Source organism: Xanthomonas sp. LF02-5, assembly GCF_034105325.1.
GTDB classification, from domain to species: Bacteria; Pseudomonadota; Gammaproteobacteria; order Xanthomonadales; family Xanthomonadaceae; genus Xanthomonas_A; species Xanthomonas_A sontii.
In genome coordinates, this window is record NZ_JAXGGF010000003.1 from 35,402 (window position 1) to 48,762 (window position 13,361).

The following is a 13,361-nucleotide window of genomic DNA, read 5'->3' on the forward strand; positions in this document are numbered from 1 at the left end:
TCCGTCCGCGATCCGGCTCTTCTTGGGGGACAGTCTCTTGCGCATCCTGTTCGTCGGCGACGAAGCCAGCCTTCCGTCCGAAGTCACTGAATACATTCGCGATCTTGGCGACGACTGGCAGGTCCAGAGTGTTGCCGACGGCAATGCCGCGATCGCCGCGGCGGCCACGGTGCGCCTGGATGCGGTGATCGCCGCGCCGACGCTGCCGGACCTGACCACCGCCACCCTGCTCGGCCAGATCCGCACGCTGAGCCCGGAAACCATCCGCATCGCGCTGATCGAGGCCGAACAGAGCAATCGCGCGCCGCCGGCGCGGATCATCGGCGTGGCCCACCGGTTCCTGCCGCTGCCGCTGTCCCCGGAAATGCTGCTGGAGGCGGTCACCAGCCTGGAGGAACTGCAGGAACTGCTGGGCAACCCGCGCCTGCGTTCCAGCATCGGCCGCATCGAGAAGCTGCCCTCGCCGCCGCATCTGTACCTGAGCCTGATGCATTCGCTGGAGCAGGACGAAGGCAGCAACGCCGCCGACCTGGCCAAGCTGGTCTCGGCCGACCCGGCGATCGCGGCCAAGGTGCTGCAGCTGTGCAATTCGGCGTTCTTCTCCAACGGCCGCACCATTTCCGACCTGCGTACCGCCGTCACCCGGCTGGGCACCGCCACCCTGCGCGACCTGGTCCTGGCCAGCGAGGTGTTCTCGGTGCAGGCGCTGTCCAACGTCGAGCGCAACGCGCTGCAGCAGCGCTCGCTGCTGGCGTCCAAGCTGGCCGCGAAGATGCTGCCGGCTTCCAGCGTCGAACTCGGTTCGACCGCGGCGCTGCTGGCCGACATCGGCCTGCTGCTGCCGGGCGTGCGCGACGAGCGCGAGCCGCCCACCGATGCCAACGATACCCGGCCGGGCCATGCCGAAGCCGGTGCCTACCTGCTGGGCCTGTGGGGCCTGCCGATGCCGATCATCGAGGCGGTGGCCTTCCATCGCCAGCCGCAGCGTTCCAGCACCCGCAGCTTCTGGGTCACCGGCGCGGTGCACGTGGCGATGGCGCTGGCCAGCGGCTCGGAGGTCGACGAGGAGTACCTCTCCAAGACCGGCATGCTCAACAAGCTGCCGAGCTGGCGCGAGCATGCCGAGAACCTGATGGGACTGACCTCGGCCTGAGCCCGACCGTGGCGCGCGCGGCCTGCCGCCGCGTGCGCCGGATGGTGCCTTCTGCACTTCGCCGGCGTCCTCGCTGCCGTTGGCACGCGTCTTTCGGCGCCTCTCGCGCCGCCATCGCGGCTCGCCAGCCGCCCAATCCGCGCGATGGTCCGCCGCGCGCCCCTGCAGTGGTGCGTCGATTGCCCCATCCCGCGTCAAGGCGAGAGTCGCTTCCCCCTGTCCCTCGCAGCGTGTAGTGGCCGCGAGAGGAACTACGTGAGGGCATCCATCCCCCACGACGGCGCGACGCGCGCTGACGTAGGAGCAGTTGCATTCGGCCACAGCGAGTTCATGACGCCGGCACGCGATGCCAAGTCGCCTTGCGTCGCATCGCCACCGGTCGCCGGACCACTGGCAGCGACGCGAACGCGAGGAAGCACCGGCCATGCGCCACGCCCCAGCTCGCCAACCGCCTGCCCGCCGCCCGGCACGCCACGTCACACACGCCGCGCAGGCACAAAAAAAGACGGGCCTTGCGGCCCGTCTTCGTGTCACGCAAACAGCTCGATCAGAAGCGCTGGGTGTACTTCATGTACACGTAGCGACCGATGTCGAAGCCGCCGTAGTAGGCGAAGCTGCTGTTCGGCGCCGAGTACATCAGCGGACCGCGGTGGTCGAACACGTTGTTCGCACCAATGGCGATCGTCGCGTCCCACGGCGCCCTCCAGTTGACCTGCAGGTCGTGGAAGGTGTTGGCACCGGTGTGACGCAGCGGATCGGCTTCGCCATTGGCAAAGTGGTCCGGCGCATCGCAGTAGTCAGCGGCGCGCGAGATGCACTTTTCCTTCATGCCGGAGTAGTAGCGCAGGGTGTAGTTCACACCGAAGTCGCCCATCGTCCAGTTCACGCCCAGGTTGGAACGCACGCGGAAGATGCCCGGAGTACCGACACTGCCGATGGTGATGTTGTCGCCCGCGGCGTTCTGGCCGGCTTCGTCGTACTTGCTGACGTAGCTGGTCTGCCAGTCGATCATGATCTTGCCGAACGCCATTTCCGGCAGACGGTAGCGGATGCCCAGATCGTAGCCTTCGGTCTCCATCTGGCCGAGGTTGGCCACACCGTAGGTCATCGCCGAGATGTGGCCGTCGGCGGCGCGGGTCACGCCGGCGCAGCGCTCGGCATTGCCCAGCACGTAGCAGTCGCGCAGGATGCGGTCGACGCTATCGGCGATGATCATGTCCTTGATCTCGTAGCGGTACCAATCCAGCGAGATGTCCAGGCCCTGCACCCAGCGCGGGCTCCACACCAGACCGGCGGTCTTGCTGGTGGAGGTCTCCGGACGCAGGTTCGGGTTGGAGCCGCTGATGAACTCGTCCGGGGTCTGGCAAGGAAGGGTCGAACACGGCACGTAGCCCTGGCCCAGCTGGGTGTAGCCGACCGGCACGCCGGCCGCGCTGCACGCCGCATTGCCGTTGACGCTGTTCGGCGCACCCACGCCGCACGGATCGATGTACGACTCGAAGCTGCTGTTCAGGCCGCCGTACAGATCGCTGATCGTCGGGGCGCGGAAGCCCTCGGCGTAGGTGCCGCGGACCAGCAACTCGTCGATCGGCTTCCAGGTGAAGCCGAACTTGGAGTTCACCGTGTCGCCGAAGTTGCTGTAGTCGGAGTAGCGGCTGGCCAGGTTCAGGGTCAGCTGCTTGGCGAACGCCATGTCGGCCAGGATCGGCACGTTCAACTCGAGGTAGAACTCGTCCAGATCGTAGTTGCCGGAGGTGGTCTTGGCGCCCAGGCCGGTGCTCTCACCCGACTGCGCGAAGGCGTCCGGCGAGAAGCGGCCTTCTTCCTTGCGGTGCTCGTAGCCGACCGCGATGCCGAGGTCGCCCGCCGGCAGCGTCGCCAGCGTGCCGCTCAGGTTGGCGGTGTAGCTGGTGGTCTTGGTCAGGCCGGTATCGGTGAAGTACGGGAACAGGAAGGCCTGGGTGTCCGCATCGGCCAGCGAGCCCGGGCCGGCCACGCCGTACGGCAGCAGCGGGTTCCACGGGCGGCAGGCGCTCAGCGGGACCGGCGCGGCGGCGGTACCGCACTGGGCGACGCCATTGGCGTTGATGAAGGACGAACCCAGCGCCTGGCGCGAGGCGATCAGGCTCATGTCGCCGTGACCGGTCTTGGTGCTCTCGTTGCGGTTCCACAGCGCACCGACGTCCCAGTCCCAGGTCTTGTCGGCGAACTCGAAGGAGCCGCTGATGGTCGGCGCGAAGCGCGTGGTCTTCAGCTTGCTCTCGGTGGTGCGCGGCACTTCCCACAGGCGGCGGCGGAAATCGATGTCCTGGCCGATCGGGTTGAACGCGCTGTCGGCGGCCAGCGGGGTGCCGAACGCGGCGGACTGGTACGGATAGCCGGCGATCTGCTGATCGGTGGTGCGCTCGTTGTAGAGAATGTCGGCATTGAAGACAATCGCATCGGTCAGATCGTAGTTCGCGTTGGCGAACACCGACTTACGCTCGATGCCGGTCTGCACCATCATCTGCTGGTTGGAGTTGGCGTACTCGGCCGGGGTCAGCGGATGGTAGTCGGCCGGATTGTTCGGGTTGCCGCCCTGGTTCAGCGTCTGCCACACAGCGACTTCAGGATCCGAGCAGTCCACGGTCAGCGGGTTGCACCAGCTGCCGTTCTGGCTGATCGGACTCCAGCCGCTCGGCGTCGAGTTCGGGCCACGGCTGCCGTCGCGGCTGAACCAACGGTTCTTGGCGAACACCGGATCCTGCTTGGAATACTCGGCGGTCAGCGCCACGCCACCGCGCTCGCCCTGGGTGCCGATGGTGAAGGAGTACTGCGAGGTCTTGCCGTCGCCTTCGCCGAACTGGCCGAACTCGGCCGAGACTTCGGCGCCGTCGAAGCGCTTGCGGGTGATGACGTTGACCACGCCGGCAATGGCGTCGGAGCCGTAGATCGACGAGGCGCCGTCCTTCAGCACTTCGATGCGCTCGATCGCCGCCATGGGCACCTGGCTCAGGTCCTGCAGGCCGGAGGTGGTCGCGCCCAGGCGCTTGCCGTTCAACAGCACCAGGGTACGCTCGGCACCGAGGTTGCGCAGGTCAACGTAGTAGCCGCCGACGTTTTCGCCGGACGCTAGCGCATCGGCGCGCGAGATCGCCGGGGAACCGGCCGAGGTCAGGTTCTGCAGCACGTCGGCGACCGAGGTGTAACCCTGGCGCTCCAGCGCCTGGCGGTCCAGGGTCAGGATCGGCTGCTGGGTTTCGACGTCGGCGCTACGGATGCGCGAACCGGTGATTTCGATCCGGTCCAGCGTGGTGGTGGACGAGGCGGCGGCTTCTTGCGCGCCGGCAATCGCCGGCGTCAACGCGATCGCGATGCTGGCGGGCAGCAAGCCCAGCCGCACTGCGGGAGTGCGAAGGTTCATCAATCTCTCCAGGGTAACGTTAGGGGCGTGTTAAGACGCCCTCGGCACGTTACGTTCCGGTGAGCGCGGCTGCTTTGCCGCTGTCGCCTGCAGACTTTGCCGATTCTGGCGGCACGGTGCTGCCATGGCGATATTGCGAGGCGGAGACACCGAAGCGTGCGCGGAACGCCCGCGCGAAGCTGCAGCAGTTGTCGAATCCGCTGGCGGCGGCTACCTCGCCGATCATCATCGTGGTGTCGCGCAACAGGTCCGCCGCGCGCTCCAGGCGCAGTCGCGCCGACAACGCCTGCGGGCTTTCCTCGTACAGGCTCTGGAACGTCTTGGACAGGTACCAGCCGGAGAAGTTGGTCAGCTCGGCCAGTTCGCTGATCCGCACCACGCGGTCGCGATGGCCGTCCAGATACAGCCGCGCACGCTGCATGCGCCCGAACACCTGGCGCTTGCGCATCCGCGAGCGCCCGGGACAACGCTGCACGCGGCGCGACAACTCGCCCTGCATGGAGGCCAGATGCAGCAGCACCGGCCGCATCGCCAACGCATCGCCGGGCCGCGCCGCCGCCTGTCGCCACAGGCGCAAGGCGGTCCGCGTCTCGCGCAGCGACAACTCGCCGCGCCCCGCATACAAGGTCTCGTCGGCCATCCGGCCCAAGGCCTTCAGCGCCTCGCCATCCAGGCTCAGCCCGATGCACAGGCCGTCGCGGTCGGTCTGCAGCATCGGCCGCGAGTCGCGTTCGAAGGCCAGCCACTGGCCGCGGCGCAGGGCGAAACGCCCCTCCTTGGCCTCGATCCAGGCGCTGCCACGCAACTGCAGCCAGACCGTGAAGGCATTCGCCGAGGCCTGCACGCTGGCCAGGCGCGCCGCGCCCAGGCAGGCCGGACCCGCCGGCGCGTCGTCGGCGTCCAGCACCAGTTGTTGTCCATGATCGACCAGGAAAGATTGCCGCATCCGAGCACCTGCTTGACGTAAACCGGTGCGCAGTCTTTGCCGAATGTGGCGGCAGGTCAGGACGTCTTGGCGATAGTTGTCCGAAATCGCCACGACGCCCTTACGAACAACTTACGAAGCCTATTTTTCCTTCCGGATCAGCCAGTTGTGCGAGATGGTCGAGAACCATTCCGGCTGCTCGTGCACGCGCATGAAGCCGATCTCGCTGCCATCCTCGACCGCCAGTGCCACATAGGCGTCGCCACTGCGCGGATCGATGCTGAAGCCGTTGACCGCACTGAAGTGGTCGCGGTCCAGGCACACGCTCGCAGCGAGGCCACCGTCGATCCGCGCCATGCGGCTGGCGCATTCGCCGGTCTGGAACAGGTAATGCACCGCACCCTCGGGACCCAGCGCCCAGTTGCGGTAGCGCCACAGCGACGGCAGACTGTCGTCCACGACACGCACGCTGGCCAGATCCAGGCTGGCATCGACACGCCACAGGCCGCTGCGCGCGAGCCGGGTGAACAGGATCTCCCCAGTGGCGGGATCGGCACGGACCTGGGAAACATCCGGCAAGCTCGCCAAGGGCCGCCAGGGCACCGCGCGCCGGTCGTACAACTGCAGGCGGGTGCGGCCGTTCTCGCCCAGCAGGACCAGCAGTTGACCGGGTTCGGTGGTGTACAACGCCTGCAGCGGCTCGCCGGCCGGCACCGGCAAGGCCGCCACACTGCCGGATTGCGGCCGGATCTCATAGATCGCCGAATGCCCCTGCGCATCGCGGCCGCTGACCAGCAACGCCTGGCTGTCGGCCGACCACGCCAGCGGCTGCCGGGTCTCCGGCCGCACGCCCTCGATCAGCCGCAACGAGGTCGGCTGGCGCACATCGCCCCACCACAGCGCGTAGCTGCCGTCGCGATCGGAGGTGAAGGCGAGTTGGCGCCCGTCGGGCGCGATGCTCGGCTGGCCGTCGCGGCCGGTGGACGCGAACAGCCGCTGGCGCTCGCGCGACACATCCGCCGCTCCCGCCCGGATGCGATACACGGCGAACTGCGGACGCCGGTGCACGAACGCCAGGCTGCCGCCGTCGCGCGCCAGCCGCGGCGCCTGCGCATCGCTCAACCCCAGGTCGCGCAGGCGCCGGGTCTGGGTGTCCAGCCGGTACAGCCGGGTCTCGCCATCGACGCGGCGCCCGAACACGATGCCCTGCCCGTCGCGCGCCCAGTCCCAGCCGCGGATCTCGGCGAATTCGTGGGTCAACGGCTCGGCGGTGCCGCCAGCCGCCGGCATCCGCCACAGCCCACCCATCTGCGGATTGCGCACGAAGGCGATCCATTTGCCGTCCGGCGAGTAGCGCGGCGCGTAATCGAAATCGCCGGCGGCAACCGGATAATCCAGCGCCGTCCAGCGCCCGCTGCCCAGATCCAGCACGCGGATGCCGCGCGCCGGCTGACGCCCGTTCATGCTGCCGAACACCAGGCCGCGGCCATCCGGCGTCCAGTCGAAGCTGAGCAATTCGCTGTCGTCGCAGCGCGCGACCTCGCGCGCGGGCGTGCGTCCGTCGGCCTGCACCAGCATCACCCGGCACTGGCGGTCGGCACCGAGTCGGGCGAAGGCGATGTGCGTGCCGTCGGGCGACCAGGCGGGCAGGCGGTCGGAGGCGCCGCGGGCCGGGACGCCCAGCGAGCGCGGGGGCGTACTGCCGGCAGCGCCGCTGGTCGGCTGGATGAGCAGCTGGGTGCCATCGCTGCCGGTGGCGCGTGCGGCATAGGCCACCTGCGCGCCATCCGGAGACAGCGCCGGCTCCAGCTTGAACCCGGACATGGCGGTGATCAGCCGGTACGGCCGCTTGGGGCTGCCCAGCACGCGTTCCTGCTCGGCGCTGTCGGCGGGCACGGCCTCGGGGCGCGCGAACCACCACCAGCAGGCCAGCGCCAGCACCAGCATCGACGCCGCACCGGCGGCAGCGGCGAGCCATGACGGCGCGCGCCGCCGCGCCGCAGGGGCGATGGCCGGAACACGCGCCGCAGCCGTCTCCGCGGCGGCGTCCGTGTCCGGCGATGGAGCCGCCGCCGCGCCCGCCTCGGCCTCGACATCCGGCAAGGCCTGTACCGGTGCCACCAGGCGGTAGCCGGTCTTGGCCAGGGTCTCGATGTACACCGGAGCCTCGCCGCGCACGCCGGCCGCGAACGCCTTGCGCAACTGGGTGATGGCCTGCGTCACCACATCGTTGGTCGGCTGCGTGTCCGGCCAGACCTGCGCCAACAGCGCCTCGCGCTCCACCACCTGACCCGGCTGCCCCAGCAACACCCGCAGCACGCCCATCGCCTTGGGCGTGAGCCGTTGCGGCCGGCGCGCGCGCGGGGCGTGCACCTCGCGCAAGGACAGCAGCACCAGGCAATCGCCCACCTGCATCCGTTGCGGAAGCGTCGGTGTGGCGAACGATGAGGAAACCATGTTGGACAACGAAGAACGCCGTGAGGGAGGTGCCGCGAATGCGGCGGCTGCGCGGCCACGCGCGGCCCCGCGACAGAGGCCAACGAGCAAACTCGGCAAAACGAGGCAGCGGATGCCGCCAAGCGCGGCTTGTCACCGAATTCTACTCTAGTCATCGCCGCCGCCAACCGCGACGACGCATTCAGGCTCTCTCTCCGCCGACGAAATTCACATAATCGCTCCATGACTGCGCGCCCCTGGGCGCGCTTTTTTTACGCGACGTTCACGTCTTCATGTGGCGTGTGACGCTGAGCCCAATCAGTCGCGATACCACCAGGGCGATGTACATCACGCCGGCGAACTGTTCGATCATCACCAGCGCGCGGGCGAACGGCTGCACCGGCACGACATCGCTCAGGCCCACGCCCGAGAGCACGCTGAAGCTCAGATACAGCAATTCCATCCAGGTCCGCGGCGAGGCCGCGTCCACGGCCGCGGTGAAGCTGCCCGGCAGCCATTGCTGGCACACCGCGAAGACGAACGCGAAGGCCCAGGCCAGCAGCGTGAAGGTGGCGCCGGCCGCATAGAGCTCGTCGCGGGTGACCACGTGGTCCTGCAGCATGTAGGCGATCAGGCTGCCGGCGGTATAGAAGTACAGCAGGCTTTCCAGCAACTGCGCCCAGGCGGTCATCGCCGGGTTGCCGAGCAGCGCCGCGGCGATCGACAGCGCCACCGACGGCAGCGCCAGGCAACAGGCGATCCATAGCGCCGAAGGTCCGCGGTTGACCACCCACAACGCCAGCGCCAGCACCACGATGCCGAAGGCGCCGAACAGCGCGCGCCCGGCCGCGGTGTCCTCCATCCAGGGATACAGCAGCACGCCCAGCAGTTGCACCGCGAGCAACAGCGCGGACGGATGGCGACGCAGCGCGAACGCATAGCGCAGCATGAGACATTCCCTGTGGCGACCAGCGCGCATCATAGACGCGCGCGTGGATGACGCCGTCGTCATGATCGCGGCGCACGCCGCACACCCACGCACGGCCAGGTCCATGTCGGCAGTAGCGGCGGCGCCCTGCGGCGCCGACCACCGTGCGCTCACTCGGCGCGGTACACCTGCGCGCCAGCCGCCAGGAACTGCGCCGACTTCTCGGCCATGCCGGCCTGCAGCGCCGCTTCCGCGTCGACCCCGTGCTCGGCGGCGTAGTCGCGCACGTCCTGGGTGATCTTCATCGAACAGAAGTGCGGTCCGCACATCGAACAGAAATGCGCCAGCTTGTGCGCGTCCTTGGGCAGGGTCTCGTCGTGGAACTCGCGCGCCTTCTCCGGATCCAGGCCGAGATGGAACTGGTCGTCCCAGCGGAACTCGAAGCGCGCCTTGGACAAGGCGTTGTCGCGCACCTGCGCGCCGGGATGGCCCTTGGCCAGGTCCGCGGCGTGCGCGGCGATCTTGTAGGCCATGATGCCGTCGCGCACGTCGGCGCGGTTGGGCAGGCCCAGATGCTCCTTGGGCGTGACGTAGCACAGCATCGCGGTGCCGAACCAGCCGATCATCGCCGCGCCGATCGCCGAGGTGATGTGGTCGTAGCCGGGCGCGATGTCGGTGGTCAGCGGCCCCAGCGTGTAGAACGGCGCCTCGCCGCACTCGCGCAGTTGCTTGTCCATGTTCTCCTTGATCAATTGCATCGGCACATGGCCGGGGCCCTCGATCATGGTCTGCACGTCGTGCTTCCAGGCGAGCCTGGTCAATTCGCCCAGCGTTTCCAGTTCGCCGAACTGGGCGGCGTCGTTGGCGTCGGCGATGCAACCCGGGCGCAAGCCGTCGCCCAGCGAAAAGGCCACGTCGTAGGCCTTCATGATCTCGCAGATGTCCTCGAAGTGGGTGTAGAGAAAGTTCTCGCGATGATGCGCCAGGCACCACTTGGCCAGGATCGAGCCGCCGCGCGAGACGATGCCGGTGAGGCGCTTGGCGGTCAGCGGGACGTAGCGCAGCAGCACGCCGGCATGGATGGTGAAGTAGTCCACGCCCTGTTCGGCCTGCTCGATCAGGGTGTCGCGGAAGATCTCCCAGGTCAGTTCCTCGGCGCGGCCATCCACCTTCTCCAGCGCCTGGTAGATCGGCACGGTGCCGATCGGCACCGGCGAGTTGCGCACGATCCATTCGCGGGTCTCATGGATGTGCTTGCCGGTGGACAGGTCCATCACCGTGTCCCCGCCCCAGCGGATCGCCCACACCAGTTTCTCCACTTCCTCGGCGATGCCGGAGCTGACCGCGCTGTTGCCGATGTTGGCGTTGATCTTGGTCAGGAAGTTGCGGCCGATGATCATCGGCTCGCTTTCCGGATGGTTGATGTTGCACGGCAGGATGGCGCGGCCGCGGGCGATCTCGTCGCGCACGAACTCGGGCGTGATCTGCCGCGGGATGGCGGCGCCGAACGCTTCGCCGGGATGCTGCACGCGCAATTGCGCATCGCGCAGGTCCTGCAGGCGCTGGTTCTCGCGGATCGCCACGAACTCCATTTCCGGGGTGACGATCCCGCGCCGTGCGTAATGCATCTGGGTGACGTTGGCGCCGTCGCGGGCGCGTCGCGGCAGACGCCTCGCCGGGAAGCGCACCGCCTGCAGGCGCGCATCGTCCTCGCGCGCGCGCCCGAACTGCGAACTGAGCCCGGCCAGCGCCACGCTGTCGCCGCGCTCGGCGATCCAGGCGGCGCGCAGCGGCGCCAGGCCGGCGCCGAGATCGATCCGTGCCTGCGGGTCGGTGTACGGCCCGGACGTGTCGTAGACGGTGACCGGGGCATTTTCCTCGCCGCCGAACACGGTGGGCGTGCGGGTCAGCGCGATCTCGCGCATCGGCACCTGCAGATCGGCGCGCGAGCCCTGCACGAAGATCTTGCGCGAACCGGGGATCGGGCGGGTCACCGCCGCGGACAAGGTGTCGGTCTGCTGCTGCAGCGGATTGGGTACGGCGTTCATCGGCGTTCGTCCTGGTTCAAGTGACCCGCAGGGGAAGCGGGACGGGTGCGAGCGGACTCGCATCTCGGACGAAGCGGCGGCGCGGGCCCGCCCCGGACGCGCACGCGCCCGCAGCGGACTTGCGAAGCTTCCCTACGCCGGTATCAACCGGATCAGGTTCGAAGGGACTGTCTCAACCGCGGCCTGCGCCGACGGTACCCCCGCTTCTGCGGCTATTAGACCCGTTTCCGCCGCTCGCCGCCAACCGATGCGGCTGAACGCCGGCACAGCCGCCGCGCGCATGTGTCAGCACCGCCACACGCGGCGGCGCCGGCGACAAACCGCGGCCACGTGGCCGGCCTAGCCTGCGCGCACAAGAATCAGAGCTCTCTCTCATCGCCGCCGGCACTGCCGGCGGCATTTTTGTGCCAACGCGCGCGCCGGCTCATTCCAGCATGTAGGCCACGCGCAAGCCGCCCCAGTGGCGCCCGCGGACATGCACCGGCACCGACAGGTCGAACAGGATCTGCCCGGTATCGCGCCGATACACCTGCAGCAGATAGGGCTCGGTGTGGCGGCCGACATTGCGGCCGACCCGGTCGGCGAAGATGCGCTTGCTGCGGTTGCCGATCAGGTCGCGCGCGCGGTCGCCACTGAGCGGCTGGCTGAAGCGCAGATTGTGGGTCGGCACGTAACCGTCGACGTTCGCGCAGATCGCGAACACGATCCACGGATGCGCGGCCAGCAGCGGCTCCTGCAGCGGCGGCAACAGCTCGTCGCACAACGCATCGAATGCGGTGCGGTACTTGGGCGGGTCGATGCCGGGGATCGGCACGTACTCGGTGGAGAACAGCGCCTCCTCGCCGATGCGCCCGCGCATCAGCGCTGCCTCGAAGGCCAGGCCGACGCTGACCGCAGCGGCCTGGGCCAGATCGCGCACGCGCGCATGCCGTGGCTGGCGCATCGGATCGGCGGGCAGCCGGAACAGATTCACGCAGTCGTGCAGGGTGTCGCTGCCCGCGGCCAGGTCGGCGCTGCGCTGCACCACCTGCGCGGCGTGCTGCAGATTGCTGCGGCTGAGTCCGACCACGTGCTCGATGGCACGGTCGATGCCGCCGATCTCTCCGCTCTGCGTGGCGATGCGGCCGGCCACCGCCTCCATCGCCGCACTGGCGCGGCCGAGCAAAGCGCCGATGCCGCCCAGCACCTGCTCGGTGCGCTGCGCCGAGGCCGCACTGTCCTGCAGGGCGGTGCCGGTCTCGCCGATGATGCTGCGCACGTCGCGTGCCGCGGTGGCAGCGCGTTCGGCGAGTTGCCGGATTTCGGTGGCGACCACCGCGAAACCGCGCCCGGCCGGGCCGGCATGCACTGCTTCGATGCTGGCGTTGATCGAGAGGATGTTGGTCTGGAACGCGACCGCATCGATCACCTCGATGACCTGGTTGGCGCGCGCCGAACGCCGCGCCACCTCCTGCATCGCCTGGCCGAGGATGCGCGCCGCCTCCACACCCTGGCGGGCGCTGTCGTCTGCGCTGGCCGCCACCGCGATCACCGCGCGCAGGTCGCGATCCATCTCGTGCAGGCTCTGCAGCAATTGCCGGGTGGTGGCGAGCACCGTCTGCAGCGCATCGAGCTGGGTCTGCGATTGCCGCGCCAGTTCGTCGTTCTCGGCGACCACGTGCGGCACGTCGGCGGCGATCTGCAGCGATAGCGCCACCGCCTGGCGGATCGCCTCGGCCAGGTTGCCGAAACCGGCCGACAGGCGCCGCCCCGGCATCGCCTCGGCCTCCTGCGCCGACAGCGGCGTGTGCAGCCCCAGATCCAGATCGCAGCCGGTCAGCCGCTCGCCGACCCGATCGAGCAGCGCCTGCGCCGTCACGCCCTCCTGGATCCGCTGCGCCACCGCCTGCAGCGCCGGGCTGGTCGCACCCTGCGGCTGGCCCTCGGCGAGCAGCGCGACGTCGCGCAACAGTGCCGCGGTTTCCGGATGCGGCAGCGACAGCAGCCAGCCTTGACCGCCACGATCGCGGTCGCGCTGGTAGCGCACGCGGCGCGCGGGATCGCCCCCCGGCGCCTGCCAACTGCCTTCGCTGTCGACCAGGGCGGACAGCGGCAAGCCCCAGACCGCCTCGCTGGCGGCGCCGAGCAGCGTTTCGGCCGAGACGCCCAGCAGGTCCAGGGCGGCACGGTTGGCGGCACTCACGCGACCGTCGGGCTCCAGCCGCAACAGCGCGATCGGGGCATCCGGCAAACCGGCAATGGGCGCGGCGTCGGCATCGGGACTGCGTGAGAACAAGGCCATCGGCGTCTTCCTCAGTGCTGCGGCCATGGTATCGGCTCCTGCCGCGCCCTCGCAGCGACACACGCTCCAACCGGGATCACCATCATGCAAGGGATGCGCATCGGCAGACCTGCCGACGACACGACCATGACGTCGTCTTCGCGAACATGGGGCCATCGCAACGCCCGACCGCTCCTGGATTTGGCGC

General features: G+C 69.0%; 7 protein-coding genes and 1 riboswitch. Of the genes, 1 reads left to right on the forward strand and 6 read right to left on the reverse strand.

Features of this window, described 5'->3' with window-relative positions:
• Positions 1 to 37: 37 nt before the first annotated feature.
• Positions 38 to 1,153 carry an HDOD domain-containing protein gene (locus SLW52_RS09340; RefSeq protein WP_320740279.1) on the forward strand — a complete coding sequence of 372 codons (1,116 nt, stop codon included), beginning with the start codon at positions 38 to 40 and terminating at the stop codon, positions 1,151 to 1,153.
• Positions 1,154 to 1,700: 547 nt separating this feature from the next.
• Here the strand turns inward: SLW52_RS09340 and SLW52_RS09345 are convergent.
• The 6 genes from SLW52_RS09345 to SLW52_RS09370 all read right to left on the reverse strand — a co-directional run bounded on the left by SLW52_RS09345 (position 1,701) and on the right by SLW52_RS09370 (position 13,174).
• A complete protein-coding gene (locus SLW52_RS09345; protein WP_320740278.1) occupies positions 1,701 to 4,556 on the reverse strand; it encodes a TonB-dependent receptor in 2,856 nt (951 codons plus the stop codon).
• A 49-nt stretch (positions 4,557 to 4,605) separates the two neighbouring features.
• Positions 4,606 to 5,502, reverse strand: coding sequence for a helix-turn-helix transcriptional regulator (locus SLW52_RS09350; protein WP_026144680.1), 897 nt, complete (start codon positions 5,500 to 5,502; stop codon positions 4,606 to 4,608).
• 120 nt (positions 5,503 to 5,622) lie between these two features.
• Positions 5,623 to 7,938, reverse strand: a complete 2,316-nt coding sequence (locus SLW52_RS09355; RefSeq protein ID WP_320744243.1) for a winged helix-turn-helix domain-containing protein — start codon at positions 7,936 to 7,938, stop codon at positions 5,623 to 5,625.
• A 262-nt stretch (positions 7,939 to 8,200) separates the two neighbouring features.
• Positions 8,201 to 8,866 carry an ion channel gene (locus SLW52_RS09360; RefSeq protein WP_017910513.1) on the reverse strand — a complete coding sequence of 222 codons (666 nt, stop codon included), beginning with the start codon at positions 8,864 to 8,866 and terminating at the stop codon, positions 8,201 to 8,203.
• Positions 8,867 to 9,015: 149 nt separating this feature from the next.
• A complete protein-coding gene (gene thiC / locus SLW52_RS09365; protein ID WP_267106710.1) occupies positions 9,016 to 10,893 on the reverse strand; it encodes a phosphomethylpyrimidine synthase ThiC in 1,878 nt (625 codons plus the stop codon).
• A 111-nt stretch (positions 10,894 to 11,004) separates the two neighbouring features.
• A riboswitch (TPP riboswitch) is annotated at positions 11,005 to 11,105 on the reverse strand.
• Between the two features lie 212 nt (positions 11,106 to 11,317).
• The gene (locus SLW52_RS09370; RefSeq protein ID WP_267084221.1) at positions 11,318 to 13,174 is read right to left on the reverse strand and encodes a methyl-accepting chemotaxis protein; all 1,857 of its coding nucleotides are present in this window, start codon (positions 13,172 to 13,174) and stop codon (positions 11,318 to 11,320) included.
• Positions 13,175 to 13,361: the final 187 nt, after the last annotated feature.

Bases quoted from the DNA above. Each gene is read 5' to 3' on its own strand.
- SLW52_RS09345 (WP_320740278.1), bottom strand. From the start codon at position 4,556: ATGAACCTTCGCACTCCCGCAGTGCGGCTGGGCTTGCTGCCCGCCAGC.
- SLW52_RS09350 (WP_026144680.1), bottom strand. From the start codon at position 5,502: ATGCGGCAATCTTTCCTGGTCGATCATGGACAACAACTGGTGCTGGAC.
- SLW52_RS09355 (WP_320744243.1), bottom strand. From the start codon at position 7,938: ATGGTTTCCTCATCGTTCGCCACACCGACGCTTCCGCAACGGATGCAG.
- SLW52_RS09360 (WP_017910513.1), bottom strand. From the start codon at position 8,866: ATGCTGCGCTATGCGTTCGCGCTGCGTCGCCATCCGTCCGCGCTGTTG.
- thiC (WP_267106710.1), bottom strand. From the start codon at position 10,893: ATGAACGCCGTACCCAATCCGCTGCAGCAGCAGACCGACACCTTGTCC.
- SLW52_RS09370 (WP_267084221.1), bottom strand. From the start codon at position 13,174: ATGGCCTTGTTCTCACGCAGTCCCGATGCCGACGCCGCGCCCATTGCC.